21 protein-coding genes are annotated in these 25,797 nt (G+C 69.7%); 14 read left to right on the plus strand and 7 right to left on the minus strand.

What is annotated here, in order from left to right; all coding sequences use genetic code 11:
- Positions 1–40 precede the first annotated feature (40 nt).
- Entirely contained in the window at positions 41–1,900 is a 1,860-nt protein-coding gene (locus H5407_RS00440) for an ABC transporter substrate-binding protein (protein WP_255500988.1), read from the plus strand.
- Between the two features lie 121 nt (positions 1,901–2,021).
- Positions 2,022–3,869: an ABC transporter substrate-binding protein gene (locus tag H5407_RS00445; protein ID WP_183102441.1), complete on the plus strand. Its 1,848-nt coding sequence runs from the start codon at positions 2,022–2,024 to the stop codon at positions 3,867–3,869.
- A gap of 29 nt (positions 3,870–3,898) precedes the next feature.
- On the opposite strand, the gene H5407_RS00450 is transcribed toward H5407_RS00445, so the two are convergent.
- Both H5407_RS00450 and H5407_RS00455 read right to left on the minus strand, forming a co-directional pair.
- Positions 3,899–4,369: a carboxymuconolactone decarboxylase family protein gene (locus H5407_RS00450; RefSeq protein WP_183102442.1), complete on the minus strand. Its 471-nt coding sequence runs from the start codon at positions 4,367–4,369 to the stop codon at positions 3,899–3,901.
- Between the two features lie 36 nt (positions 4,370–4,405).
- Positions 4,406–4,903 (minus strand): GrpB family protein, encoded by a 498-nt coding sequence (locus H5407_RS00455; protein WP_183102443.1) that lies wholly within the window; start codon positions 4,901–4,903, stop codon positions 4,406–4,408.
- Between the two features lie 99 nt (positions 4,904–5,002).
- Here H5407_RS00455 and H5407_RS00460 point away from each other — a divergent pair, with 99 nt between their 5' ends.
- The 12 genes from H5407_RS00460 (at position 5,003) to H5407_RS00510 (ending at position 20,394) form a co-directional block, all read left to right on the plus strand.
- The gene (locus H5407_RS00460; protein ID WP_183102444.1) at positions 5,003–5,614 is read left to right on the plus strand and encodes a TetR/AcrR family transcriptional regulator; all 612 of its coding nucleotides are present in this window, start codon (positions 5,003–5,005) and stop codon (positions 5,612–5,614) included.
- A gap of 79 nt (positions 5,615–5,693) precedes the next feature.
- The gene (locus H5407_RS24085) at positions 5,694–5,819 is read left to right on the plus strand and encodes a hypothetical protein (RefSeq protein WP_255500990.1); all 126 of its coding nucleotides are present in this window, start codon (positions 5,694–5,696) and stop codon (positions 5,817–5,819) included.
- A gap of 4 nt (positions 5,820–5,823) precedes the next feature.
- Positions 5,824–6,741: an alpha/beta hydrolase gene (locus H5407_RS00465; RefSeq protein ID WP_183102445.1), complete on the plus strand. Its 918-nt coding sequence runs from the start codon at positions 5,824–5,826 to the stop codon at positions 6,739–6,741.
- Between the two features lie 251 nt (positions 6,742–6,992).
- Positions 6,993–8,282 (plus strand): solute carrier family 23 protein, encoded by a 1,290-nt coding sequence (locus H5407_RS00470; RefSeq protein ID WP_183102446.1) that lies wholly within the window; start codon positions 6,993–6,995, stop codon positions 8,280–8,282.
- Positions 8,283–8,426: 144 nt separating this feature from the next.
- The gene (locus tag H5407_RS00475; protein WP_183102447.1) at positions 8,427–10,451 is read left to right on the plus strand and encodes a diguanylate cyclase; all 2,025 of its coding nucleotides are present in this window, start codon (positions 8,427–8,429) and stop codon (positions 10,449–10,451) included.
- A complete protein-coding gene (locus H5407_RS00480; RefSeq protein ID WP_183102448.1) occupies positions 10,448–12,529 on the plus strand; it encodes a diguanylate cyclase in 2,082 nt (693 codons plus the stop codon). The genes H5407_RS00475 and H5407_RS00480 overlap by 4 nt, the downstream gene beginning before the upstream one ends.
- Before the next feature lie 79 nt (positions 12,530–12,608).
- Entirely contained in the window at positions 12,609–13,466 is an 858-nt protein-coding gene (locus H5407_RS00485) for an MBL fold metallo-hydrolase (protein ID WP_404935571.1), read from the plus strand.
- Positions 13,467–13,476: 10 nt separating this feature from the next.
- The gene (locus H5407_RS00490) at positions 13,477–15,138 is read left to right on the plus strand and encodes a SulP family inorganic anion transporter (protein WP_183102450.1); all 1,662 of its coding nucleotides are present in this window, start codon (positions 13,477–13,479) and stop codon (positions 15,136–15,138) included.
- Positions 15,139–15,362: 224 nt separating this feature from the next.
- Positions 15,363–19,322 (plus strand): two-component regulator propeller domain-containing protein, encoded by a 3,960-nt coding sequence (locus H5407_RS00495; protein WP_183102451.1) that lies wholly within the window; start codon positions 15,363–15,365, stop codon positions 19,320–19,322.
- 22 nt (positions 19,323–19,344) lie between these two features.
- Positions 19,345–19,500 (plus strand): hypothetical protein, encoded by a 156-nt coding sequence (locus H5407_RS00500; RefSeq protein WP_183102452.1) that lies wholly within the window; start codon positions 19,345–19,347, stop codon positions 19,498–19,500.
- A 40-nt stretch (positions 19,501–19,540) separates the two neighbouring features.
- Positions 19,541–20,095, plus strand: a complete 555-nt coding sequence (locus tag H5407_RS00505) for a GFA family protein (protein ID WP_183102453.1) — start codon at positions 19,541–19,543, stop codon at positions 20,093–20,095.
- Positions 20,096–20,103: 8 nt separating this feature from the next.
- The gene (locus H5407_RS00510; protein WP_183102454.1) at positions 20,104–20,394 is read left to right on the plus strand and encodes a helix-hairpin-helix domain-containing protein; all 291 of its coding nucleotides are present in this window, start codon (positions 20,104–20,106) and stop codon (positions 20,392–20,394) included.
- 16 nt (positions 20,395–20,410) lie between these two features.
- On the opposite strand, the gene H5407_RS00515 is transcribed toward H5407_RS00510, so the two are convergent.
- The 5 genes from H5407_RS00515 to H5407_RS00535 form a co-directional block, all read right to left on the minus strand.
- Positions 20,411–22,147, minus strand: coding sequence for a hypothetical protein (locus H5407_RS00515; protein ID WP_183102455.1), 1,737 nt, complete (start codon positions 22,145–22,147; stop codon positions 20,411–20,413).
- Between the two features lie 14 nt (positions 22,148–22,161).
- Positions 22,162–22,350: a hypothetical protein gene (locus tag H5407_RS00520; protein WP_183102456.1), complete on the minus strand. Its 189-nt coding sequence runs from the start codon at positions 22,348–22,350 to the stop codon at positions 22,162–22,164.
- A gap of 83 nt (positions 22,351–22,433) precedes the next feature.
- Positions 22,434–22,697 (minus strand): hypothetical protein, encoded by a 264-nt coding sequence (locus tag H5407_RS00525; RefSeq protein ID WP_183102457.1) that lies wholly within the window; start codon positions 22,695–22,697, stop codon positions 22,434–22,436.
- A complete protein-coding gene (locus tag H5407_RS00530) occupies positions 22,681–24,015 on the minus strand; it encodes a radical SAM protein (protein WP_183102458.1) in 1,335 nt (444 codons plus the stop codon). The genes H5407_RS00525 and H5407_RS00530 overlap by 17 nt, the downstream gene beginning before the upstream one ends.
- A gap of 178 nt (positions 24,016–24,193) precedes the next feature.
- Positions 24,194–25,702: an FAD-binding oxidoreductase gene (locus H5407_RS00535; RefSeq protein ID WP_183102459.1), complete on the minus strand. Its 1,509-nt coding sequence runs from the start codon at positions 25,700–25,702 to the stop codon at positions 24,194–24,196.
- Positions 25,703–25,797 lie beyond the last annotated feature (95 nt).

Here is a 25,797-nt window from a genome sequence, read left to right on the forward strand (position 1 = left end):
TTGCCGTGCCCCGCACGCCGGTTCTCGAGGGATGCCAAGAATGCGCGCTGTAGTTGTTGTTGCTCTGCTGATGGGTGCCATGGGCTCGGTCGCGTCCGCGGAGGCCCAGCCGACGGCGCCCTCCGCTGCCCCGGCGCCCGGCGTGCCCACCGCCTGGGAGGGCACCGCCCCGATGAAGGTGCTGCGCTACGCCATCCGCGTCGCCGAGACCGGCTTCGACCCCGCCCAGGTCTCCGACCTCTACTCCCGCACCATCACCGCCGGCATCTTCGACGCCCCGCTGCGCTTCGACTACCTGGCCCGCCCGGTGCGGCTGAAGCCCGCCACCGCCGAGGCAATGCCGCAGATCAGCGCCGACTTCAAGACCCTCACCTTCCGCATCAAGCCCGGCATCCATTTCGCGGACGACCCCGCCTTCAAGGGCCGCAAGCGCGAACTCACCGCCGCCGACTACATCTATTCGATCAAGCGCCACTACGACCCCGCCAACAAGAGCAGCAACCTCTACGTCCTGGAGAACGCCCTGCTGCCGGGGCTGTCCGAGCTGCGCAGGCAAGCGCTCAAGAACAAGACCCCCTTCGACTATGACCGCGAGGTGCCCGCGCTCAAGCTGCTGGACCGCTACACCTTCCAGGTCCGCACCGAGCTGGGAGACCCTCGCTTCATCAACAACTTCGCCGACGCCATGCTGGGCGCCGTGGCGCGCGAGGTGGTCGAGGCCTACCCCGGCAAGACCATGGAACACCCCGTGGGCACCGGCCCCTGGCGCCTGGCCGACTGGCGGCGCAGCTCCCTGATCGTGCTGGAGAAGAACCCCAATTTCCGGGACGTCTTCTACGAGGAAACACCTGACCCCGCGGACACCCGCATGGTCGAGGCCGCCGCCCGCCTCAAAGGTCGCAAGCTGCCCATGGTGGACCGGGTGGAGATCTCGGTGATCGAGGAGAACCAGCCGCGCTGGCTGTCCTTCCTGCGCAATGAGTTCGACCTGGTGGACGATGTGCCGCAGGAGTTCATGCCCCTAGTGATGCCCAAGAACAAGCTCGCGCCCAACCTCGCCAAGCGCGGCATTCAGGCGGTGCGCTATGCGCGGGCGGACCTCTTCCTTTCCTACTTCAACATGGACGACCCGGTGGTGGGCGGCTACACGCCCGAGAAGGTGGCCCTGCGCCGCGCCATCGCCCTGGCCGTGGACCTGGACAAGGTGATCCGCCTGCCCCGCCGTGGCCAGGCCGTCCCGGCGCAGGGGCCGGTGCCGCCCGGCACCTTTGGCTACGACCCGGCCTTCCGTTCCGAGATGAGCCAGCACGACATCGGCCGCGCCCGCGCCCTGCTGGACCTCTACGGCTACCTGGACAAGGACGGCGACGGCTGGCGCGACCTCCCCGACGGCTCGCCCCTGGTCATCGAGTACACCACCGAGCCCGACGGCGAGAAGCGCGCCCTGGCCGAGCTGTGGCAAAAGGCGCTGGACGCCATTCAGGTTCGGATCAAGTTCCGCTTCGGCAAGTGGCCGGAGAACCTCAAGGCCTCCAATGCCGGCAAACTGCAGATGTGGGGCCTGGGCTGGAGCGCCACGGCACCCGACGGAGACTCCTTCCTGGGCCTGGCCTACGGGCCCAACAAGGGCCAGTCCAACAAGTCGCGCTTCGACCTGCCGGCCTACAACGCCCTCTACGACAAGCAGAAGCGCCTGCCCAACGGACCGGAGCGCCAGGCCCTGATGGCCGAGGCCCAGCGCCTGCTCGTGGCCTACATGCCCTTCAAGGCCGAGGTGCACCGCATCTACACCGACATGGCCCAGCCCTGGGTCATCGGCTACGACCGCAACATCTACATGCGCGACTTCTGGGCCTTCGTGGACATCGACGTCGAGCAGCAGGCCCGTGCCCGCCCCTGAGCCGGCCCCACAACACCCCTGCACCCCGTGCCAAACCGCGGCCCCTGCCTCCTCGCGGACCGGAGCGCTCTAGGGGTGAATACGTGCTCTTAGGAGCCGGGCCTTCCGCGACACTGCGCCCATGACATTCCGCGCCCCAGCGGGCGGCCCCTCCCGCCGAGAACTCCTGGCCCTGGGCAGCCTGGCCAGCCTGGGCATCGGCGCCCCGGCCGCCGATGCCGCCGCCAACAGCGCCGCACCGCCCAAGGTCCTGCGCTACGCCTTCCGCATCGCCGAGACCGGCTTCGACCCGGCCCGCATCAGCGACATCTACTCCCGCATCATTACGGCCCACATCTTCGAGGGCCTGTACACCTACGACCACCTGGCCCGTCCGGCCCGCCTCAAGCCCCTGGTGGCCGAGGGCATGCCCGAGGTCAGCGAGGACTTCCGGGTCTGGACCATGCGGGTGCGCCCGGGCATCTACTTCGCCGCCGACCCCGCCTTCAAAGGCCAGCGCCGCGAACTGGTGGCCGAGGACTTCGTCTACAGCTGGAAGCGCTTCGCCGATCCGGAGGTGGCATCACCCTCCTGGTCGGAGGTGGAGGAGCTGAGCATCCTGGGCCTGGCCGAGTACCGCGCCGCCCTGCTCAAGAGCAAGGCGGCCTTCGATTACGACAAGCCCATCGAGGGCCTGCGCGCCCTGGACCGCTACACCCTGCAGCTGCGCCTGAAGGAGACGCGGCCGCGGCTCATGGAGGTCTTTGCCCAGATCGACACCTATGGCGCCGTGGCCCGCGAAGTGATCGAGGCCTACCCGGGCCAGGCCATGGAGCACCCGGTGGGCACCGGCCCCTTCGTGCTGAGCGCCTGGCGGCGCAGCTCGCTGATCACCCTGGACCGCAACCCGGGCTATCGCGAGCGCTACTACAACGCCCAGCCTGCGCCGGACGACAAGGAGGGTCAGGCCTTGCTGGCCCGTTACAAGGGTCGGCGTCTGCCCATGATCGACCAGGTCCAGGTGGCCATCATCGAGGAGAACCAGCCGCGCTGGCTGTCCTTCCTCAACCGGCAGTTCGACTTCCTGGAGCGCACGCCGGAGGACTTCATCCAGCAGGCCCTGCCCCAGGGCCGGCTCGCGCCCAACCTGGCCCGCCAGGGCATCCAGGCCTACCGCGCCCTGCTGGCCGACGTGCTGTTCACCGTCTTCAACATGGACGACCCGGTGGTGGGCGGCTACACGCCGTCGCGCGTGGCCCTGCGCCGCGCCATCGCCCTGGCCACCGACTGCCGGCGCGAGATCAACCTGGCGCGCCGCGGCCAGGCCATCCCGGCACAGTCACCCTACATCCCCCACACCACCGCCTTCGATGCCGACTATAAGAGCGAGATGGGCGACTTCGACCCCGCCCGCGCCAAGGCCCTGCTGGACCTGTACGGCTACCGCGACCGTGACGGCGACGGCTGGCGCGAGGACCCGGACGGCCGCCAGCTGATCCTGGAAAGCCTCACGACGCCCGACGGCTTCCAGCGCCAGATCGACGAGATCTGGCAGAAGAACCTCGCCGCCGTGGGCCTGCGTGTGCAGTTCCGCACTGGCAAGTGGCCTGAGAACTTCAAGGCCCTGCGTGCCGGTCACTACATGATCTGGAGCCTGGCCCTCTCTGCCGCCAAGCCCGATGCGCAGGACGCGCTGGCCAGCTTCCACAGCGGCCACATCGGTGCCTCCAACTTCGCTCGCTTCCGTCTGGAAGCCATGGACCGGCTCTTCGACCAGGCCGGCGGCCTGCCCGACGGTCCGCAGCGTCAGGCCCTGTTCAAAGAAAGCAAGCGCCTGGCCACGGCCTACATGCCCTACAAATACCGCGGCCATCGCTACGTCACCGACCTCGCCCAGCCCTGGGTGCAGGGCTACCGCCGGCCGCTGTTCTGGCTGCATTGGTGGGAGTTCATCGACATCGAGGGCGCACCGCCCGCGCCGCCCACCTGATCGCCAGGCCTGACTTCCCGGCCTGCCCCTCAGGGCGCCGGCGGCGTGAAGCGCAGCCCGCCCGCGATGCGGTTCCAAGCATTGATGTGCCCGATGGCGGCCGTCAGGTTGGCGATCTCAACGGCGCTGAACTGCGCCTGCAGCGCGGCATAGGCCGCCTCGGCATCCGGATGCGCCGCCTGGAGCGTCAGCACCTCGGCCCAGGCCAGGGCGGCCCGCTCGCGGGGCGCGAAGGCCGGGGAATCCCGCCAGCAGGCCAGCTGGTCCAGCTGCAGGCCAGCCAGGCCCAGTTGGCGGCCCAGGTTCAGGTGGTATTGCAGGCAGAAGGCGCAGCCGTTGAGCTGGGACACACGCACCTTGAGCAGCTCGCTGAGGCGCTTGTCCAGGCCCGAGGCGTCCACGGCGCGGCCCAGCTCGCGCAGGGCCAGCACCACGCCGCCGGCATGCTTCTCGAAGGCCGCCCAGTCTTGGCGCGGCGCCACCGCTTGTGCTTCACTCATGGCATCCATCCCGCCGAACAGTCGGCGCGGGGCGGACTATAGGCAGTCGCCCGGCCGCGCCAGCACGGATTCAATGAATCGGGCCTTCGCCGCACGATAAGCGTCCTCACCCTGGTCCCAGTGCGCCCGCTTGAGGGCGTTGTAGGCCGCGACCAGGGCCGGCTCGCGGCGCAGGGCGTCGCGAAAGCGCAGGAAGTCCTCGAAGGTCGAGCCCAGCGCCACGATCTGCAGGGCCAGGTCATGCCCCCGCGCCCACTCCGGTGGCGCCTGCAGCATGCACAGCTCAGGCGTGCGAAGGGTGCCCTGCTTGATCTCGAAGCCCTGGCCGCACAGCAGATCCACGACCTGCGCATGCGCCCCCGGTGCCACGAGCACGCAGAGATCCAGGTCCCCCTTGGAACAGGCGCCGGGAATGGAGGAGGAGCCCACATGCTCGACCCGCGCGCCAGGCAGCAGGACCTGCAGCGCGGCAGCCGTGCGGTCGAACAGGGCCTTCAGGGCGGGCTGGTAGTCGGCGGCGGCCAGGAGAGGCATGGCAGGGCGGGGGGCAAGGACGGAGGGCCCGAGTGTCGCAAAACCCCGGAGGAGGTGAGGTCGCTTGCAATTTCGCACGATCGTGCTAAATTCGCAGACATGGAAGCCAAGACCGAACGCAGCGAGCTGACCCAGACCGCCATCGTGGACGTGGCGCTGGAGATGGCCGCGCTGGAAGGGTTGGAGAGCCTGTCCATCGGCGAGATCGCCAAGCGCCTGAACCTGTCCAAGAGCGGCGTGTTCTCGCGCATCGGCTCGCGCGAGGCCCTGCAGAAGGCGGTGCTGGACGAATTCGACCGCCGCTTCCAGCAGGACATCCTGGTGCCCGCCCTGCGCGAGCCCCGCGGCCTGCCGCGCCTGGACGCCATCATGCGCGCCTGGCTGGCCCGCGCCTGCCAACCGGGTCACCGCGGCAGCTGCCTCTACGTCGCCGGCGCCTTCGAGTTCGATGATCGCGAAGGCCCGCTGCGGGACATGCTGCTGTCCGGCGTCAAGCGCTGGCGCCAGGTGCTCAGGCGCAGCGTGCTGCAAGCCGTCGAGTGCGGCCATCTGCAGGAGGACCTCGACCCCGAGCAGCTGGTCTTCGACCTTGACGCCGTCTTTACCGCCGTCGTGCGCGAGACCCGTTTCCTGCGCAATCCGCTGGCCGCCGAGCGCGGCTGGACCGCCTATCAGCGACTCATGCAGGGCCTGCGCCCACCCCGGACCTGAGCCGGACGCTCCCCATGCACTGCGCTTCATTTTCCCAAACTTCGCACGACCGTGCGAAATACTTTGAAAGGCCGACACCATGTTCAGCCCCCTTCTGATCCTGGCCCTGTGCGGGCTGGCCGGCCTCATGTGGCGCGGCTGGCGAGGCCTGCTGCGCCTCTGGCGCGCGATTCCCTCCCGCAACCGCGACTTCTTTCTGGGGTGAGCCCATGAGCCAGATCCAGCAGCCTCACCCGCCCCATCAAAGCCGCCCTGCCGTCGAGCGCTTCTACGCCCAGGGCCGCGTGCTTCAGGGCCTGCGCGCCGGCCTGGACCTGCTGCAGCGTCACGCGCCCCTGCAGGCGGCGCGACTGGCCCTGCGCCTCTTCGACACCCCCCTGCCGCCACGCCTGCTGCAGCCCCGCCCCTCGATGGCGCCCTGGCAAGGCCTGACCCTGCCTTTCGAGACCCGCCGCCTTCAGCTGTGGCACCGGCCGGACGGAGCGAAGCGCCCGCGCGTGCTGCTGCTGCACGGCTGGGGCGGCCAGGCTGCGCAGATGCGAGGTCTGGCCCAGGCCTGCTGGGATGCGGGCCTCTCGCCCCATGTGCTGGACTGGCCGGCTCATGGCCGCAGCAGCGGCACGCGGACCGACATCGCCCAGTGGCAGCGCGCCCTGCAGGTTCTGACGGTCGAGCAGGGCCCCTGGCTGGGCATCGCCGCGCATTCCATCGGCGCCCTGGCCGCCGCCCATGGCGTGGCCCGCGGCCTGCCGGTGCAGCGCCTGGCGCTGCTGGCCTGCTCCGCGCCGCCGCGAATGCTGCTGGAGGGCTTCGTGGCCAGCTTCGGCCTGGGGCTGGCCGTGCGCGATCGCCTGCGCCAGGCCCTGGAGGCACGAGCCCGACCCGGCCTGGCGGGCTTCGAGCCGGCCTGGCTGGGCCAGCACCTGCAGCTGCCCGTGCTGCTGGTGCACGACCGCCAGGACCGCGCCGCGCCAGCCGCCTGCAGCGAGGCCCTGGCCGCGGCCCTGCCTCGCGCAAGGCTGCAACTCACCGACGGCCTGGGCCACCGCCGCCTGCTGGACGACGCGGCCGTGCAGCGCCAGGTGGCCACCTGGCTGGCCGAGGCGGCTCAAGCCGACAAGACCTGACCCTGTCGGCTCCTCCCGGGACCCTGGCGATATATCCGCGGCATTGCCGCGTCCGCAATACCGGCAAATCGTTACAAAATGTGCAACATTCCGCGGCGGGGGTCGCCCCATATAGGGATATAGCCCAAGCCGGGGCCCTGCCCCCGCTCACTACACTGCGCGCACAGGTGCCGGAAGCCACACTCCCCTGACTCAAGGGGCCGGGGAATTCCGAGCTTCAGAAGTCAAAAGCAGCCTGAGAGGAGCGCGCTGTGAGCTGGATCCCCCAATGGCGTGAGGTCGCTGCCCTGGACGGGCAGGCCGTCGCCCCGGATGAACGTCTGGCCTGGCCGCAAACCATCGCCCTGGGCCTGCAGCATGTGGTGGCCATGTTCGGTGCCACCGTGCTGGCGCCCCTACTCATGGGCTTCGACCCCAATGTCGCCATCCTGATGAGCGGCATCGGCACCCTGATCTTCTTCTTCATGGTGGGCGGCCGCGTGCCCAGCTTCCTGGGCTCCAGCTTCGCCTTCATCGGCGTGGTGATCAGCGCCACCGGATACGGCGGCAGCGGGGCCAATGCCCAGATCGGCCTGGCTCTGGGCGGCATCGTGGCCTGCGGAGCGCTGTACTTCCTGATCGGGGCGCTGGTCCAGTGGCTGGGCACCGGCTGGATCGAGCGCCTGATGCCGCCGGTGGTGACTGGCGCCATCGTGGCCGTGATCGGCCTGAACCTGGCCAGCGTGCCCATCAAGAACATGGCGCCCACGCCCTTCGATGCCTGGATGCAGGCCCTGACCTTCCTCAGCGTGGCCCTGGTCGCCGTGCGCAGCCGCGGCCTGCTGCAGCGCCTGCTGATCCTGGCGGGCCTGCTGGTCGCCAGCGTGCTGTATGCCCTGCTGACCAATGGCCTGGGCCTGGGCAAGCCCATGGACTTCAGCGGCGTGGCGCAAGCCGCCTGGTTCGGCCTGCCTCATTTCGCCAGCCCGCGCTTGGAGGCGGGCGCGATGCTGTTGATCGCCCCGGTGGCCCTGATCCTGGTGGCCGAGAACCTGGGCCACCTCAAGGCCGTGGCCGCGATGACCGGCCGCGACATCGACAGCGACATGGGCCGCGCCTTCATGGGCGATGGCCTGGCCACCATGCTCAGCGGCGCCGCCGGCGGCACGGGCGTCACCACCTATGCCGAGAACATCGGCGTGATGGCCGCCAACCGCATCTACTCCACCGCCGTCTTCGTGGTAGCCGGCCTGCTGGCCATCGTGCTGGGCTTCTCGCCCAAGTTCGGCGCCCTGATCCAGACCATCCCGCTGCCGGTGATGGGCGGTGTGAGCATCGTGGTCTTCGGCCTGATCGCCGTGGCCGGCGCCAAGATCTGGATCGACAACCGGGTGGACTTCAGCCAGCACCGCAACCTGATGCTGGCGGCCATTACCCTGATCATCGGCACGGGGGACTACACCCTGCGCCTGGGCGACTTCGCCCTGGGCGGCATCGGCACTGCCACCTTCGGCGCCCTGCTGCTGAACCTGCTGCTGGCACCCCGCCGACCGCACCATTGATTGTCGATGTCTGCGTATTTTTTTGACTAAAACGCGATGCCGGCCCTCGTCCAAGCTCCGCTCTCAGCGTTAAATCGGCTCAACGCCCAGCCGATGAGAACACGCTCACGCTCCGCCCCCCCACGCTGGCGCCTTGGCCTGGCGATGGGTCTCCTCGTGCTCGGCCTGGCCGCCTGCCAACCCGATGGCCACAGCAGCGCCCGGGACGATGCGCCCTCGCCCGAACTGCTGGCCCGGCTGGACGAGATGGAGCTGACCATCCGCATGCATCCGCGCCAGACGGACGACGAGCTCCGCGCGATGGCCGCCAAGCTGCCCCCAGGCAGCGCCGCCCGCCTGGAGGTGCTGGGGCTGCGCGCGGTGGTCGTGGCGCGGGTCGATGAAGCCGAGCGTTATGAGGAATTGCGCCAGCAGCTGGAGCATTGGCCGGGCCGCGAGGACCCGCGTGTCGCCACCACGGTGCGCCTGACCCTGGCCGTGATTGAGGCACGCCGCGCGGCGCTGTCGGGCCAGGGCCAGAAGCTCAAGAAGATTCTGTCGGTCATGGACAAGCTGGACGAGAGTGGCCAGCCGCCCCGACTGCTGCTGACGCTCTACGGCATGCAGGGCGGCATGTTCACCGACCAAGGCGAGTTCGACCGCGCCCTGCGCGCCGCCCATCGGGTCCTGGAGCTGTCGGACGGGCCCGCTGCTTCGCCCTCGCGCCGCATCTTCGCGCGCCTGCAGCTGGCCGGCACCTACGCGGCCGCCGAGCAGTTCGAGCAGGCCGTCAAGGCGCAGGAGGAGGCCGAGCAGCTCGCCCTCAACGACAAGAACCCGCTGCTGCGCTACTTCATCGAGGTCAGCCGGGGCTCCATTTTCCAGGACCGCGACCGCGCCATCACCGAGCGCAGCTCGCAGGCGGCGCTGGAGGCTGCGCGCGAGACCGGCCTCGAGGACCTGATCTCCAACGCCCTGGCCAACCGGGCCGACGACTTCCTGCGCAAGCGCGAGTGGAACGGTGCCGTCGCCCTGACCACCGAGGCCGTGCGACTGGCGCAGAAGCGCAAGGACGTGTTCGCCGAATCGCTGGCGCGCCACAACCTGGGCATCGCGCTGATGCACATCGGGCAGGTGGCCCAGGGCCGGCAGGAGGTTGAGACCGGCTTCAAACTGGTCACCGACGCCGGCTCGGCGACCGGGCTGGACGCCCTTTACGAGGAGTACGGCCGCGCCCTGCAGGACGTGGGCCTGACGCAGGAGGCGGTCCAGGCCTACATGAAAGAACGCCAGTTCCGCCGCCAGCTCTACCGCGACGACCTCCGCAAGACCGTGCTGGAGGCGCAGGAGGCCCTGGAGGCAGACCGCCGCAGCCGCGAGTTCGAGCTGCTCAACCGCGACATGAGCCTCAAGAACGAGCAGCTGCGCGCCAGCCAGCTGGAGTTCCGCCTTTGGCTGCTGATGGGCGGCTGTGTGCTGGCGGCCGGCACGCTGCTGCTGGTGGCCTACCGCCGCGTGCGCCGGACCAACCTGGCGCTGCAGAGCACCAACGAGCGGCTCAAGGTGCAGAGCGAGCGCGACCCGCTGACCGGCCTGGCCAACCGCCGCCACTTCCAGGCCGCCATCCGCCAGCGCGAGGAGCGGGACCTGCTGCGTGGCAGCGTCTTCCTGATTGACATCGACCACTTCAAGCGCATCAACGATCAGTACGGCCATGCCGCCGGTGACACCGTGCTGGTGGAGGTCTCCCGCCGCCTGCGCCAGGCCCTGCGCGAGGACGACCTCGTGGTGCGCTGGGGCGGCGAGGAATTCCTCATCGTGATCAAGTCCTGCGACCCCATCTTCGCCCAGCATATGGGCCAGCGCCTGCTCGAGGCCATCGGCGGCCAGCCCGTGACCCATGAGCGCCACACCGTGCCGGTGACGGCCTCCATCGGCTTCGCCAGCCTGCCCATCGAGCCGCACGGCGTGTCCCTGCACTGGGAGCGCGCCATCGACATGGTCGATACCCTCATGTACATGGCCAAGGCCCATGGCCGCAACAAGGCCTACGGCCTGCAGTGGGCCGAAGCCAGCGACGGCGAGAGCCTGCTGCGCCTGGCCGAGCAGATGGAAGCCGCCTGGCATGACGGCAAGGTCCGGCTCTCGACGCAGGCCGGCCCCGCCCAATGGACGGAGCCCCGCACATGAAGCGCCTGCTGCCCCTGCTGCTGGCCCTGGCCTCCGGCACCGCCAGCACGGCGCCCGGACCGGCTATCGTCCCGGCGACCGGCCCCCTGGCAGCCCCGGCGCCCGCCAGCGCCGCGCCCTCCAGCCGTGCCGAACTGCGCCGCGAGGCCCTGCTGCTGACCCTGCTGGCCTACGACCACCCGGTGGAGGCCGCACGCTCGCTGCGACCGATGGTGCAGCAGGCCCAGTCCGCGGGGGATGCGCCCCTGCAGGCGGAGCTGACCCTCGCGCTGGCGGCCGCGCTGACCTCGGGCCAGGGCGCCGGCGAGGCCGAGGGGCTCGCGCGCCAACTGGACCAGGACTTCCCAGGCCACGCCCAGCTGATCCGCGCCATGGTGGCGGAGCGCCGGGATCATCCCCAGGCCGCCAGCGAGCTGGCGCGCAAGGGGCTGGAGTTGCTGCATCCGCCCTGCCAGTGGTCCCGCAAAGAGAGCGAGCTGCGGGATAGCGTGGAGGCGGGCTGCGATGCCACCGCCACCTGGCTGGGCCTGCGCCTGCTCGCCCTGAACCAGGAGGCCACCGGTGCCGGCGCCAGCGCCGTCACGGTGCTGGAGCGCCACGTCGCGGTGGCCCGCCAGCTCAAGCTGCCGGGACTGCTGGCCCTGAGCCTCGGCCGCCTGGCCGTGGCCGAGCACCAGCAGGACCAGGTCGAGGCCGGCCGCCAGCATCTGGCACAGGCCCTGCAGGCCGCCCAGGCCGACCTGCCGACCCTGGCCCGCATCAAGGTCTACGAGGGCGGCATCGCCGTCGCGCGCAAGGATCGCAGCGCCCAGTTGCGCGCGCTTGAGGAAGCTGTGAGCCTGGCTCACAGCGCAGGTGCCCGCCGTGTCGAGGCCGTGGTACGCAGCAACCTCGCCGACTTCTACCTGAGCGCCCGCCAGCCCGAGCGCGCCCTGGCCGCGGCCCGCCTGGCCCTGCCCGCGCTGGAGGAATTCCAGGACCGCCGCATGGAGCGCACCGTGCGCCACAACATGAGCGTGGCCCTGATCCAGCTGCATCAGTTCGATGCGGCCCGCCAGGAGCGCCGGCGTCTGGACGCGATGCGCCCCGATCTGATCGGCGCCGCCGTGCGCAGCCAAGAGCTGGAGGAGCTGGCCGATGCCTGGGCCGAGAGCGGCCAATGGGCCGAAGCGCTCAAGGCCCTGGTCGCCGAACGCGAGCAGAGCCGCCAGGTGCAGGAAGCCTCCCGCAAGGCCCAGCTGGAGGAGCTCAAGCTGCGCTACGACAGCGACCGCAAGAGCGCCGAGCTGACCCTGCTGCAGCGCGACGGCGAGCTCAAGGCCCGCCAGGTCTCCAACAGCGTGCTGGCCCAGCGCGTGGGTATGGCCCTGGCCCTGCTGACCGCCCTGCTGCTACCCCTGCTGGTGGTGATGCTGAAAAAGGTGCGTCTGGCCAACCGCCAGCTCAAGGCCAACGAGGCCCTGCTGCGCGCCCAGAGCGAGCGCGACCCGCTGACCAACCTCGCCAACCGCCGCCACTTCATGGCGGTGATGGAGCAGCACGCCGCCAACACCTTCAACGGCGCACTGCTGATGGTGGACATCGACCACTTCAAGCACGTCAACGACGAGCACGGCCACTCGGCCGGGGATGCGGTCATCTGCGAGGTGTCGCGCCGCATCAGCCAGGCCGTGCGCGAAGAGGATCTCGTCGTACGCTGGGGCGGCGAGGAGTTCCTGGTCTTCATCCCCGGCGTGCCGCCAGCCCAGCTGCAGCAGATGGCCGAGCGCATCCTCTTCGCCGTGGGCGGCGAGACCGTGCAGACGCCCGACGGCCCCCTGCATGTGACGGTCTCGGTCGGCTTCGCGCATTTCCCGCTGCCGCCGACGGGCCTGTCCCTGCACTGGGAACAGGCGGTCAACTGGGCCGACATGGTGCTCTACACCGCCAAGGCCCAGGGCCGCAACCGCGCCATCGGCATCGCCACCATCGACGCCCACGACACCGAGGCCCTGACCCAGATCCAGGCCGACTTCGACGCCGCCTGCATCTCCTCGCGCGTGCAACTGCTGCAGGTGCTGGGCCCGGCCAGCACTTGAGCGGCAGGGCGGGGCCTGCGCGCAGAGGCCCGACCTATACTGCCCGGGCCCTGCAGGAGCCGCCATGCCTCAACCCCAGATCCAGGCCCAGATTCACGCCTTCTACGACGCGGCCACCCACACGGTGAGCCATGTGGTGGCCGATCCGCACAGCCGGCGCTGCGCCATCATCGACCCGGTGCTGGACTATGACCCCAAGGCCGGCCGCAGCAGCACGCTCAGCGCCGAGCTCATCGTCGCCTGGGTGCGCGAGCAGCAGCTGACGGTGGACTGGCTGCTGGAGACCCACTGCCACGCCGACCACCTCAGCGCCGCGCCCTGGCTGCAGCAGCGCGTGGGCGGGCGCATCGGCATCGGCGCCCGCATCACCGAGGTCCAGCAGGTTTTCCGCCGCCTGTTCAACGACCCCGGCATCCCCGTCGATGGCAGCCCCTTCGACCAGCTCTTCGAGGACGGCCAGCGCTTCGCCATCGGCGGCCTGGAGGTCGAGGTGATGCACACGCCCGGCCACACCCCGGCCTGCATCAGCTACCGCGTGGGCGATGACGTCTTCATCGGCGACACCCTGTTCATGCCCGACTACGGCAGCGCCCGCTGCGACTTCCCTGGCGGGGACGCCGCGACGCTCTACCGCTCCGTGCGCCGCCTGCTGAGCCTGCCCGGCCACACACGCCTGCATCTGTGCCACGACTACCCGCCCGACAGCCGGCCACCCTGCTGGATCACCACGGTGGACGAGCAGCGCGCCCACAACGTGCACCTGCATGAGGGCGTCCACGAGGCCGATTTCATCGCCCTGCGCCAGGCCCGCGACCGCAACCTCGCCATGCCCCTGCTGCTGCTGCCCTCCGTGCAGGTCAACGTGCGCGCCGGCCAGCTGCCCGCGGCCGAGTCCAATGGCGTCCATTACCTGAAGATCCCCCTCAACGCCCTGTGAACGACGCCCTGTGAAGCCGCTGGAGACGCTGCGCGCCTACGCCCGAGGCCCCTGGCGGGAAGACCTGGTCGCCGCTGCCGTCGTCAGCGTGCTGCTGATCCCGCAGAGCCTGGCCTATGCCCTGCTGGCCGGACTGCCTGCCGAGGTGGGCATCTACGCCAGCCTGCTGCCCCTGCTGGCCTATGCCCTGCTGGGCTCCAGCCCCTACCTGGGCGTGGGCCCGGTGGCCATCGTCGCGCTGATGGTGGCGCAGGCCACGTCCGCCGCACCGGCGGGCTACAGCGCCAGCCAGGCGGCCCTGGTGCTGGCCGCCGAATCGGCCCTGCTGATGGCCGCGGCTGCGGCGCTGCGCCTGGATGCGCTGGCCGCATTGATGAGTGTGCCCGTGCTGCATGGCTTCGAGACCGGTGCCACGCTGGCCATCGCGCTGAGCCAGCTGCCCGCCCTGCTGGGCAGCCCGGCCCAGGGCTCCGAGCTTCCAGCCCTGCTCGCCAGCGCAGCAGGCAGCGGCTGGCGCTGGCATGCACCCACCTTGGGCTTTGGCCTGGCGGCGGTGGCCTTGCTGCTGCTGGGCCGGCATCTGCTGCGCGGGCTCTGGGCCCGGCTGGCGCCACTGGTGGTCCTGCTGCTGACCCTGGGCGTGGCCTGGCTGGTGCAGGCTCAAGGCCTGGGCGTGCCCCTGGTGGGCGCGCTGCCGGCCCTGCATCCGCACCTGCAGTGGCCACCGCTGGATCCCGCCCTGTGGCTGGCCCTGCTGCCGGGCGCTCTGCTGATCGCTCTGATCGCCTACGTCAGCAGCCTGGTGGTGGCCGAGGCCCTGGCGCGGCGCCGCGGCGAGCGCGTGGACGCGCGGCGCGAGCTGATGGGCCTGGCCGGCGCCAACCTGGCCGCGGCCTTCAGCGCAGGCATGCCGGTGGCCGGCAGCTTTTCGCGCAGCGCCCTGCTGTACGACGCCGGCAGCCGCAGCCGCATGAGCAGCGTCATGGCGGCCCTGCTGATGGGCACCGCCGCCCTGAGCCTGGCGCCCGCCCTGGCCTGGCTGCCGCGCAGCGTGCTGGCGGCCACCATCCTCGTGGCCGTGCTCTCCGGCCTGCAGTGGCGGCCCTATCTCGAGGCCTGGCGCTATGCCCGCGCCGAGGGCCTGCTGATGCTGGCCGTGACCCTGCTGGTGCTCAACGTCAGCGTGGCGGCCGCGCTGGGCCTGGGCGTGCTGGGCTCCATCGCCCTGCTGCTGCAACGCACCGCGCGCCCCCACGTGGCGCTGGTGGGGCGAGTGCCCGGCACGGAACACTACCGCAATGTCGATCGCCACGAAGTGGAGGTCCTGCCCGAGGTGATGGGCCTGCGCATCGATGAGAGCCTGCTCTTCACCAATGCCCGCAGCCTGGCCGACGTTGTCCAGGCCCAACTCGCCCAGCACCCGGGCACGCGGCGCGTGGTGCTGCAGATGTCGCCGGTCAACGGCATCGACTACAGCGGCCTGGAGGCGCTGCGCGAGCTGCACGAGAGCCTGCTGCGCCAGGGCCTGCGCCTGGACCTCAGCGAGCTCAAGGGCCCCGTGCTGGACCGCCTGCGCGCCGCCGGCTGGGAACGCTGGTTCCGGGGGCGGGTCCACCTGAGCCATCACCAGGGCATGACGGCCGGGCAGGCGCAGGACTGGGTCAGCCCCTGAACCCGCGACCGGCAACGCTCGCGTCGGCGGCCGACCCACCGATTCGATGGGGGCGGTGTTGTGCCCGCTGGTCAGCCGGGCGGGCATTCGTTACCCTGGGGGCTGCTCGCAGCAGGGGTCGGCTTGTGGTGTCTTGGCTTGGGCTTGTTCAGAGGACAGGGGCCCGGATCGCCCTGATCGGGCTGGCAGCCGCCCTGCTGCCCGCCCTGGTGTTGGCGGCTTCCTTGCAGGCGCTGCCCTTCACCGCCCTCAACTCCGGCAACGGCCTGCCCAGTGATGCGGTCGTCGTCAGCCTCCAGGACCACCGCGGCTTCGTCTGGCTGGGCACCACCAGCGGCCTGGCCCGCTTCGACGGCCGCCACGTCCAGACCTTCCCGGCCCGGCCGGAACAGCCGGACACCCTCAGCCACCCCTTCGTCCATGCCCTGCTGGACGACGGCCAGGGCAGCCTGTGGGTCGGCACCAGCGACGGCGTGGACCGCCTGAACCTGGCCACCGAGAAGATCCACCGCCTGGCCCTGCCGGCCGGCCTGGCCCTGCAGCAGCGCCGCGTGCTGGGCTTCGCGCCGCGCACGGGCTCGCAGCTGTGGACGGCCCTGGTCGGCGGTCTCTATCTCCTGGACCGCCAGAGCGAGCAGCTCAGCCGCTGGGAACCGCCCGCCGAGCTGCCCCTGCCCGCAGGCCGGGTGCGGGCCTTCCTGGGTGATGGCCAGGGCGGTGTCTGGTTTGCGCAGGAAGACTGGCTGCTGCATGTGAACGCACAGGGCCAGCTGCGCCAGCGACTGCAGCTGAGCAAGCATCCCATGGCGCAGGGCCGTCCCGCCTCGGAGCTGCTGCCGCGCAGCCTGCTGATGGACCAGGGCGGCCGCCTGTGGGTGGGTCTCTCCGGCGGCATCCAGGTCTGGACCCTGGACCCGGACGGCCGCACCGCGCACCCCGAGCCCCGGCTGTCCGCGCTGGACCTGCCCCGCAGCACCGTCTTCGCACTGGTGCAAGACCGCGAGGGCGGTGTCTGGATCGGCATGGGCGACCACCAGGGCCTCTTCCAGTGGCGGGATGACGGCCAGGGCCTGCGCCGCTACCGCCACCAGCCCGCCGTGCCCGACAGCCTGGCCTCGGACAGCGTGGCCTCGCTGATGATCGACCGCGACGGCGTGCTGTGGGTGGGCAGCTGGGGCAAGGGCGTGAGCCTGGCCGACCTGCGCTCGGGCGGCTTCCTGCGCTACCACCACGTGCCCGGCGACGAACGCAGCCTCAGCGGTGATTCGCCCATGGCCTTCGCACCGGACGATGCCGAGCACATCTGGGTGGGCATCTACGGCGGCGGCCTCAACCGCCTGCACCTGGCCAGTGGCGAGGTGGAGCGCATCCCGCCCGCCCAGCTGCCCCTGCACAACATCAAGACCCTGCTGCGTGACCGCGACGGCCTGCTGTGGGCAGGCGGCGACGGCGGCCTGATGCGCTACGACACCCGCGCGCGGCGCAGCCAGGCCGTGGCCCTGGAGGCCGCCACGCCGGCCGCCGCCTCCATCAGCGCCCTGGTGCAGGACCGCCAGGGCCGGCTGTGGGCCAGCAGCGCGTCGGGGCTGCTGCGCATCGAGCCCGGCACGCTGCGCGCCCACCGCTACAGCGCCCGGCCCGGCCAGGCCCACGCGCTGCAGCACGACACCATCGACTGCCTGCTCGAGGATCGCGAGGGGCGGCTGTGGATAGGCACCAAGGGCGGGCTCTACCTGTACCGGCCTGAAACCGATGACTTCGCATTCGTGCTCGCCCCCGACGCGGTCCTGAGCCAGCCCCAGAAGCTGGCCGTGCACGCCCTGCGCCAGGATGTGCGGGGCCGCATCTGGCTGAGCAGCAACCAGGGCGTGCACGAACTGCGCCAGGACGCCGGGGGCTGGCGCCTGCGGGACTGGTCCGCCACGCCGGGCCTGGGCCCAGGCTCCTACGACGCCATACAGGACAGCCTGGACGGCGAGATCTGGCTGGGCGCCGACGACGGCCTCGTGCAGCTGCTGCCGGACCAGCAGCGCGCCCGGCGCTACCCGGGCCGCTCGCGCTTCGGCGGTGGCATCAACTTCGGCGCGGCGGCGCGCGGGCCCGACGGCAGCCTCTTCTTCGGCAGCACAGGCGTGATCCGCTTCCATCCCGCCCAGCTGCGCGACAACCCGCAGGCGCCCGGCGTGGTGCTGTCGGACCTGCGGCTCTACAACCAGAGCCTGCTGCCCGGCGCCAACGCGGGCGGCGCCAGCCGTGCGCAGCAGGTGGGCTCCAGCGCCAGCCTCAGCCTGCATGACGTGGGCATCGCCGGGCCCCTGCATGCCGCACGCCACATGCGCCTGGGCCATGAGGAGGCCATGGTCAGCTTCGAGCTCTCGGCCCTGCACTTCGCCGATCCCCGCCGCAACCGCTATGCCTGGTTCCTGGAGGGCTTCGACCGCGACTGGATCCAGGGCCGGGGCGAGCAGGCCACGGCCACCTATACCAACCTCGATCCGGGCCACTACCGACTGCTGGCGCGGGCGGCCAATCCGGACGGCGTCTGGAGCCCTTCGCAGGTCCTGATCGAGATCGAGGTCCTGCCCCCTTTCTGGCGCACCTGGTGGTGGCGCACCTCTGTGCTGCTGGTCCTGCTGACCCTGATGGCCTGGGCCTACCACTGGCGCACTGCCAAGCTGCGTGCCGCGCGCCAGAGCCTGGAGGCCAAGGTGGCGCAGCGCACCCAGGAAGTGGTGGAGCAGGGCCGCCAGTTGCAGGTCGAGAAGCAGCAGGCCGATGCCCAGCGCGAGGCCGCCGAGAAGGCACGGCGCAGCATCACCCTGCTCAGCGAGATCGGCCGCGACATCACCGCCACCCGCGAGCTGCCCGCCATCCAGCAGACGCTCTACGCCCACGTCAGCGAGCTGATGAACGCCAACGTGTTCGGCGTGGGCCGGGTGAACTGGGACGCTGGCGTGATCGACTTCGACTTCGTCATGCAGGACGGCCAGCCCTTCATGCCCTACCAGCGCAGCCTCTGCGCCCTGGACCAGCCTTCCACCCAGTGCGTGCTGCAAGCCCGCGAGCTGATGATCGACGAGTTCCCGCACGACATCCGCCGCCTGGACAGCCATGTGCGCCAGATCACCGGCCAGGAGGACACGCGCCTGGCCGACGGGCGGCCGGTCAGCAAGGCGCGCTCCGGCCTCTACGTGCCCATGCAGCTCAAGGGTCGGGTGATGGGCGTGATCGCCGTGCTCAGTGAGGTACCCAAGGCCTTCGGCCTGGCCGACCTGGACATCCTGCGCACCCTGGGCGCCTACGCGGCGGTGGCCTACGACAACGCCGAGGCCTACCGGCGGCTGCAGCTGGCGCAGGACCGCCTTGTGGAGCAGGAGAAGCTGGCGGCCCTGGGCTCGCTGGTGGCCGGCGTGGCGCACGAGCTCAACACGCCCATCGGCAACAGCCTGCTGATGGCCAGCACCCTGCGCGATGCCAGTAAGGGCTTCCTGCGGCGCGTTGATGCCGGCGGCCTGCGCCGCAGCGAGCTGCAGGCGTTCTGCGAAGGCAGCGAGGCGTCCACCACCCTGCTGCTGCACAGCCTGGAGCAGGCCGCCAACCTGATCGCCAGCTTCAAGCAGCTGGCCGTGGACCAGACCTCGGACCAGCGCCGCCGCTTCGACCTGGCCCAGACCGTCGAGGAGGTGGTGATGACGCTGTCCACCCGCATCCGGCGCGAGGAGCACGAGATCAGCCTGCAGCTGCAGCCCGGTCTGGACATGGACAGCTTTCCCGGCCCGCTGGGGCAAGTCGTCAGCAATCTGGTGCTCAATGCCATGCTGCACGGCTTCGAGGGCCGCAAGGGCGGCCACATGCGCCTGCTGACCCAGGCCCAGGGCGCGGATCGCGTGCTGATCGAGTTCACGGACAACGGCGGCGGCATCCCGCCCGAGCACCTGCGCCGCATCTTTGAGCCCTTCTTCACCACCCGGCTGGGCCAGGGCGGTTCGGGGCTGGGGCTGCACATCTGCTACAACATCGTCCACACCCTGCTGGGCGGCAGCATCCGTGTGCAGAGCGTGATGGGCGAGGGCACCCGCTTCGTCATCGAGCTGCCGCGGGTGGCCCCCGTTGACGGCCAGGAGGCGCCCGCCAGCCATTCCCGGCCCCAGGACGGGGGCTGGGAACAGGGCGGCGGCGTCTGAGCGACTCAGGCAAGGAGAGACCATGCACGTCCTGTTCGGATACCCCGGCTCCGGTTCCGCGTCCTGGGACCCGAAGTCCGAGCTGGAGGCCCTGACCCGCGTGAAGCCGCGGCAGCGCGTCGAGCAGCATCCCGCCGTGCGGCCCATCTACGAACGGCACTGGCCCGCCGAGCCCTGAACTGCGGGCACGCAAGGCCGATATCAGCAGCAGTACTGCAATGGACCAGGAGGCCAGCCCCTTGAATCCCCCCACTGCCTATCCCCTCGAAGGCGGCTGCGACTGCCGCGCCGTGCGCTACCGGGTGCTGGGCGCGCCACTGTTCGTGCACTGCTGCCACTGCCGCTGGTGCCAGCGCGAAAGCGGCAGCGCCTTCGCGCTCAACGCCCTGCTCGAGGCGGAGCGCATTGAAAGCCTGGGCCTGGCGCCCGAGCTCGTGGCCACGCCCTCGGAAAGCGGCGCCGGCCAGCAGATCGCCCGCTGCCCCCAGTGCCTCATCGCCGTCTGGAGCCACTATGCCGGCGCCGGCCCCCTGGTGAAGTTCCTGCGCGTGGGCACGCTGGACGAGCCCGATCTCCTGCCGCCGGACATCCACATCTTCACCAGCAGCAAGCAGCCCTGGTTCACCTTGCCGCCGGGCGCGGTGGCCGTGCCCGAGTACTATGACCGCAGCAAGTTCTGGCCCGCGGACAGCCTGGCCCGCGCCGAGCTGCTGGCCCCGCGCATCAAGGCCTACCAGAAGGCCCTGTGGGGTGATCCGGACACCCTCGTCTGAAGCATGCCATGCACCCCGCCAAAGTCGATCGCCAGCGCCTGCGCCGCCTCACCGACCTGCCCAATGTCGGGCCGGCCATGGCGGCCGACCTGCTGCTGCTGGGCATCCAGCAGCCCGCGCAACTGCAGGGCCGCGACCCCTACCAGCTCTACACCGCCCTGTGCCAGCGCACGGGCCAGCGCCACGACCCCTGCGTGATCGACGTCTTCATCTCCGTCACCCGCTTCATGGATGGCGAGGACCCGCGGCCCTGGTGGGACTACACGGCGGAGCGCAAGGCGCGCTGGCAGGAGGGCTGAGCCCACGGGGCCTGCCTCAGGTCGGGCCGGAGGCCGGCGCTTCGGGCGGAACGAGCCGGTACAGGCGAGGCACGGCGCCGATGTCGGGGCAGGGCAGAGTGAGGGTCCGGGCCTGCTGCGCATCCGCAATCTGCACCTCCCCCTTCTCCTTGCAGGACTGCCAGACCGATTGCGCTGCTTGCCAGCCCTGGCGGACGAAGTCGAGCCCGTTCAGCCGGGCAACCGGGAAGCGGTCAGGCCATGCCGCCTTGCAGCGCGCCTGCGCCGTATCCAGCGTGAAGATGCCGTCCTCCAGATGGAAACCGTAGGGGCCGGTGCACTGCCGCTCCAGCAGGCTCATCAGCGTGCGGCTCGCAAACTCGGACGACAGCGCCGGCACCTCGTGCTCACCTTGTGAGGCCGGCTGCAGGAGGCCCCGCCAGGCGGGCGCGGCCAGCGCATCCTGCAAGGTGAGCCGGTCGTGCACCAGCTGCTCCAGAAGCTCGATCACGCCCTGCCGCCCGGGCACCGCTGTCTGGCGCGCGGCGGCCAGGAAGTCATGCCAGTCATAGGGTCCGTCTCCGACCGCTTTGAGGGTGGCCTGCCACAGCCGGGCGGGCTGGCGGCTGTCCAACACGGAGCCCGAGGCTGCCCAGGAGGCCAGGGACACCAGAACCAGGCCGCAGTGGTAGGGCAGGTCACCACCCAGGAACTCCTTGTCGCGCAGCGTGCTGCCGGTGCTCAACTGACACTGCTGCAGCGACAGGTTCAGCTGGCCCAGGTAGGCCGCATCATCCAGCTGCCCCTGCTGATGCTGCAGACCCAGCGCTACAGCGTCCGCCCCGCCTTCCAGCAGGAAGACACCGGCCGGAGCCCCCGATCGCAGTCGCATGTTGTGCAGATGGAAGCGCTCGTGAAGGACGAACTTCGCGACGACGCGCGCAAGTGCCGGGTCCGCGCTGCCCCAACCCTGGCCATAGAAACCCAGCCGAATGAGGCCGGGACTGACATCCCCGCGCCAGGAAGGCTTGCCTTGCCCGCCACCGCCCATGGCCAGGATGCTGATGGGGCCGCCGGGTCGCGGCAGGCTGGCCAGTTGCCGGCTGCCCTGGTCCATCAGCGCCCGGATCTGCTTCATCAGCGGCGCGGGCAGCGACTGGTCCACGATCAGGGCGTCATCGCCGAAACGTTCGACCGACGGTGATCCCAGCAGAAAGAAGCCGGGAGGATCTTCCGAAGTCAGCCGCTGGTGCCCGACCTGCATCAGGCCCTGGCGGGCCGGCAGCCCCTCGAATTCGATCGTCGTCCGCCCAAAGGCGGGGTCCAGCAGCAGGTAGTCGCTGTAGACCGCAAGCGCCCGGCCATCGCCCAGCGGCATCACGGGCGTGTAGGTCCGGTCGAGCTGTCCATCTTTCAGGGCAGAAGGGGAGACGCGCACCTCGAAGGATCGCACGGGCTGCTCCCACTGGAGGATGTCCCCGGCGCTGGACAGACGCCCGGCACCGTGGATATGCCAGTTGAGCAGGCGGAGCCGACCTCCTGACTTGAATCGCAGGCAGGAGGAGGCCTGCGGCAACTCGAAGGCGAGTTGTACGGCGCCCTCTCGCATCGCGACCTTGACACGCACGTCGCCCAGATGGCGGCTCGCACAGTCAGCCCGGGCGGCTGTTGTGAGCAGCGCCAGGAGCATGCAGACGAGAAAGGTCCTGTACCACTCGGTCATCAGGTCCCCGCCGCCCATGGACCTGATGGCATGGGCCTCTTTCCATGGCATATGCGCACCCGGATTCAGGGGCGAATGACCTGTGAATATACAGGGCCACTTTGCGAGTAGGTCGGGGTGACCTGGGTATACCATCCGGCACCCGAAACATGGTCAACTTCGGGCGCCGTCAGGAGTTCCGCGACCAGAAATTCCCCGAAGGTCTGGCGATGGGATGATTTGTCCTGGCAATTCAAGTCTTCTGCTTTTTCCATCTGACAATCCCTTGACTGGATTAAAAATCGGAACAAATCCCCGGGCCAGCAGGCAATGCGCGCCGGCCGGAGGTTCAATGGAGTCAGAGCGCGCCCGATCCATTGGGCGCAGGGGTGCAGCGCATGTTGTACGAGCCACCCGTTTGCTGGAATTGGCCGCCGGCCTGGACGAAGCTGCCGCCCGAGGAGCCATAGCTCGGGGTGCCAGGACCACAGGTCCCGGTGCCTTCTCCGCCCGCGACGCATTCAATTTCAGGCAGGGAGAGCAGCTTTGCCTCCAGAACGCCACCGAAGGCGCTGCCGGCATCTGCTTCCTGGCCCAGGCTCAGATCAGAAATCTTCTTCATCTATCAATCCTCCGTGTTGATGAATTTCCCACGCCGCCCCCAAGAACGACTGCCGCATGAGCTTTTCTTTTATCTTCTGGGCCGGATATCCGTTGGAAACCAGATAGGCGGCGACATGCTCATAATATTTACTCATGCCTTCGCAGAATACTGAGGGCGCGTCAAATCCAAGGGCGCTTGAAAATCTGTTTTCAAGATCACCGCCCTGGCAGGGTCCTCCTCTCCAGGCACAGGCCTGGCGTTCATCCGGCAGGTTGCGCTCGCCGGCCTGCAACTCGGCGAAAACGGCATTGCCCAGCCACTCGCGCAGCGACACCTGCGAGATGGCCTGTTTCGGTGTCCTTTGCCACCAGCGCAGGGCCGGCATCAGGGAATCGTCGATGGACAGGCATCCATCGCTATTGATCACGATGATCTGGTTGCCCAGGTAGGATCGTTCGCGACCGGACACGTTTCTCCCTTCCGCGCCCTGCGCCTGATCAGCTTTCGGGCCTGCTCTGAAGAAATCCAGGAAGGTCGAGATGTTCCTGACTTCTGCCGAGGGGTTCTGAACCCAGGCATCGAAGATGTCCGTCAGGGCCTGGCCGAATTCCGCCGGCGTAGCCCCTGCTTCGTCAAAGCTGTCATGCGAGCAGTCCGGCAGCAGGAAGCTCACGTTGTCGAACCCCAGGTCGCCGGCCAGATGCCGGTAGATTTCCCCGCAGTCCAGCCGGGGATCCACGACCGTGAGGCTCCCCAGCCCGAAGCTCACACCATGTCTGGCGGCGTATGACTGGAGGCAGCGGATGCCTTTGACCACATCGTCATAGGTACCCCTGCCTTTGTGATCGACGCGCTGCCTGTCATTGACAAGCCTCGAACCATCGATGCTGATGCCGACGGTCACCCGATGCCGGGCGAGCAATTCGCACCATGCCTCGTCAAGCAGTGTGCCGTTCGTCTGGATGCCCAGCCTCAGCTCTGCGTCGAGCCCGCTGAAGGCCGAGCGCAGGCTGCTGCACATGTGGTCAAAGCGCGAACGGCTTTGCATCAGTGGCTCACCGCCGTGGAAGACCGCCTCGATCACCTGGATCCTGAGGTCGGTGACGCCATGGGCAAGGAATGCCGCCACCTGCTCCACCACGTCCTTGCTGATGACGGCGGGTCGGCTCTTGTAGGAATCGTCTCCACCGTTGAAGTAGTAACAGTAGCTGCAGTTGATGTTGCAACGTTCGATGGTCTTGAGAATGACCTGCAGCTTGTGGATGTCTGTCGAATCGACATCCCAGGCCGGTGCCTTTCGCCTGCGGAAATCCAGTAGCGGTGCGACCTCGCCCATGCCTCTCCCCCTTGATGGTTGATGCAGGTGCCGGGTCTTGCTGCGGCTTGTCGCCCAGCGTCGATCACTCAAGCGGGCGCTGGCTAATAACTGTTCAAGTGACTACCAATGACAGACTTTACAGGGGAGCTTCGTCATGCAGGCGCCATTCGCACACCCGGCCTTGGGCGCTGTGCGATCAGGCCCGCTCCAGCGGCGCGAACACGCCCTGCGGATCGACCGCCGCCTTGAGCGCCTGCAACCGCGCCAGGTTGGCGCCATACCAGGCCTCGGCGGCCCGGGTCTGCAGGGCATTGGGATAGTTCACATAGGCGCCGCCGCTGCTCCAGGCCTTCATGCGATCACGCATGCCCTGGGCCCATTGCTCGGCGCCGGCCAGGGTGCTTTCCGCCGTGCCGGCGGGGTACTCGCAGAGGTACTGGGCGCTGAACAGGGCCTGGCGATGGACGAAGGCCGTGTCCTGCGGGGCCACGCGCGCAATGGCGCCGCCCATCAGGTTGAGCACCGCCACGCCCGTGCCCTGGCGGGCCGCCACGCCGTCAGACAGGGCCGCGATGCCGGCAGCGTCCAGCGGCCTGTCGAAGAAATCGGAGCTGGCCGTCATCGAGACCCGGCCCAGCAGGCCGCCCTCGCGCTGGCTGGGCAAATGGCATTGCGGCAGGCTGTAGCTCTGGCAGGCACCCATCATCACCGAGCCATAGCTGCTGGCCTGCCATTGCTGGGCCTGCGGCGAGCGGCCGATGCGCTGCAGCAGGGCGCTCCAGTACGGCTGCAGCGGGGCCGCATCGCCTGCTGCCACGCCCCAGATGCGGAACTGGGGGCTGCCCGCCGGCAACACAAGCTGCGACCAGATCGCGTCCGGCAGCCCCTGGGCCGGCCAGCCCTGCCAGGCCGCCAGGGCAGCGGGCAGGGCCTCCAGCGGGAAGTCGGCCAGGAACAGCTGCAGCGGTCCCGTGGCATGGGTGCGCAGGCGCAGCTGCGTCACCACGCCGAAGTGCCCGCCGCCGCCTCCGCGCAAGGCCCAGAACAGCTCTGCGTTGTGTTGCGCGTCGCAGTCCAGGAGGCGGCCATCGGCCGTCAACAGCTGTGCGCCCAGGAGCTGATCGCAGGCCAGACCCTGCGAACGGTCGATGACGCCAAAACCACCGCCCAGCGCAATGCCGGTGATGCCCACGCTCAGGCAGCTGCCCGACGCCACGCACCGGCCCAGGGGAATGAGGTTGCCATAGACATCGGCCAGGGTGGCGCCCGCGCCCACGACGGCCACCTCGCCCTCCAGGCGCACGCTGTTCATGGGTCCCAGGTCGATCACCAGACCGCTGCCCGCGGAGCTGCCCACGTAGCTGTGTCCACCACTGCGCAGAGCGAAGGGCAGGCGCTGGCTCAGCGCATGAGCCAGGCCCGCCTGCACGTCGGCCGCCACGGCGCAGCGCAGCAGGCCCTGGGGCCGGCGATCGTCGAAGCGGGCATTGGCCGCCACCCGCCCCTGCTCGTAGGCCGCCTGGCCGGGCAGCAGCAGCTGGCCCTGGACCTGGCGGCTGAGGGCCTGCCATTCGGCCGGAATGGGCGTGGTCGTGGGGCCCGGTGGCGGGGCCGGGGTGGGGGAGCTCGCGCCACCGCCACAGCCAGGCAGGATGAAGGCTGCGGCCGAAGCGGCGGCCCAGGCAAGGGTCTGGCGCCTCTGCATGAAGTCTCTCCGTTATTGCCAATTAAATACCAGTCTAAGACCAACATAGGCAGGGCGTGCGGGGGTTAGCACCGAGGGTGCGGGCCTGGCGATGC

The sequence above is a fragment of the Mitsuaria sp. WAJ17 genome (genome assembly GCF_014174515.1).
Classification (GTDB): Bacteria; Pseudomonadota; Gammaproteobacteria; order Burkholderiales; family Burkholderiaceae_C; genus Roseateles_B.

Bases quoted from the DNA above. Each gene is read 5' to 3' on its own strand.
- H5407_RS00450 (WP_183102442.1), bottom strand. From the start codon at position 4,369: ATGAGTGAAGCACAAGCGGTGGCGCCGCGCCAAGACTGGGCGGCCTTC.
- H5407_RS24085 (WP_255500990.1), top strand. From the start codon at position 5,694: ATGTTCAGCCCCCTTCTGATCCTGGCCCTGTGCGGGCTGGCCGGCCTC.
- H5407_RS00500 (WP_183102452.1), top strand. From the start codon at position 19,345: ATGCACGTCCTGTTCGGATACCCCGGCTCCGGTTCCGCGTCCTGGGAC.
- H5407_RS00505 (WP_183102453.1), top strand. From the start codon at position 19,541: ATGGACCAGGAGGCCAGCCCCTTGAATCCCCCCACTGCCTATCCCCTC.
- H5407_RS00535 (WP_183102459.1), bottom strand. From the start codon at position 25,702: ATGCAGAGGCGCCAGACCCTTGCCTGGGCCGCCGCTTCGGCCGCAGCC.
- H5407_RS00525 (WP_183102457.1), bottom strand. From the start codon at position 22,697: ATGAAGAAGATTTCTGATCTGAGCCTGGGCCAGGAAGCAGATGCCGGC.
- H5407_RS00440 (WP_255500988.1), top strand. From the start codon at position 41: ATGCGCGCTGTAGTTGTTGTTGCTCTGCTGATGGGTGCCATGGGCTCG.
- H5407_RS00510 (WP_183102454.1), top strand. From the start codon at position 20,104: ATGCACCCCGCCAAAGTCGATCGCCAGCGCCTGCGCCGCCTCACCGAC.
- H5407_RS00445 (WP_183102441.1), top strand. From the start codon at position 2,022: ATGACATTCCGCGCCCCAGCGGGCGGCCCCTCCCGCCGAGAACTCCTG.
- H5407_RS00475 (WP_183102447.1), top strand. From the start codon at position 8,427: ATGGGTCTCCTCGTGCTCGGCCTGGCCGCCTGCCAACCCGATGGCCAC.
- H5407_RS00455 (WP_183102443.1), bottom strand. From the start codon at position 4,903: ATGCCTCTCCTGGCCGCCGCCGACTACCAGCCCGCCCTGAAGGCCCTG.
- H5407_RS00460 (WP_183102444.1), top strand. From the start codon at position 5,003: ATGGAAGCCAAGACCGAACGCAGCGAGCTGACCCAGACCGCCATCGTG.
- H5407_RS00515 (WP_183102455.1), bottom strand. From the start codon at position 22,147: ATGCCATGGAAAGAGGCCCATGCCATCAGGTCCATGGGCGGCGGGGAC.
- H5407_RS00520 (WP_183102456.1), bottom strand. From the start codon at position 22,350: ATGGAAAAAGCAGAAGACTTGAATTGCCAGGACAAATCATCCCATCGC.
- H5407_RS00465 (WP_183102445.1), top strand. From the start codon at position 5,824: ATGAGCCAGATCCAGCAGCCTCACCCGCCCCATCAAAGCCGCCCTGCC.
- H5407_RS00530 (WP_183102458.1), bottom strand. From the start codon at position 24,015: ATGGGCGAGGTCGCACCGCTACTGGATTTCCGCAGGCGAAAGGCACCG.
- H5407_RS00480 (WP_183102448.1), top strand. From the start codon at position 10,448: ATGAAGCGCCTGCTGCCCCTGCTGCTGGCCCTGGCCTCCGGCACCGCC.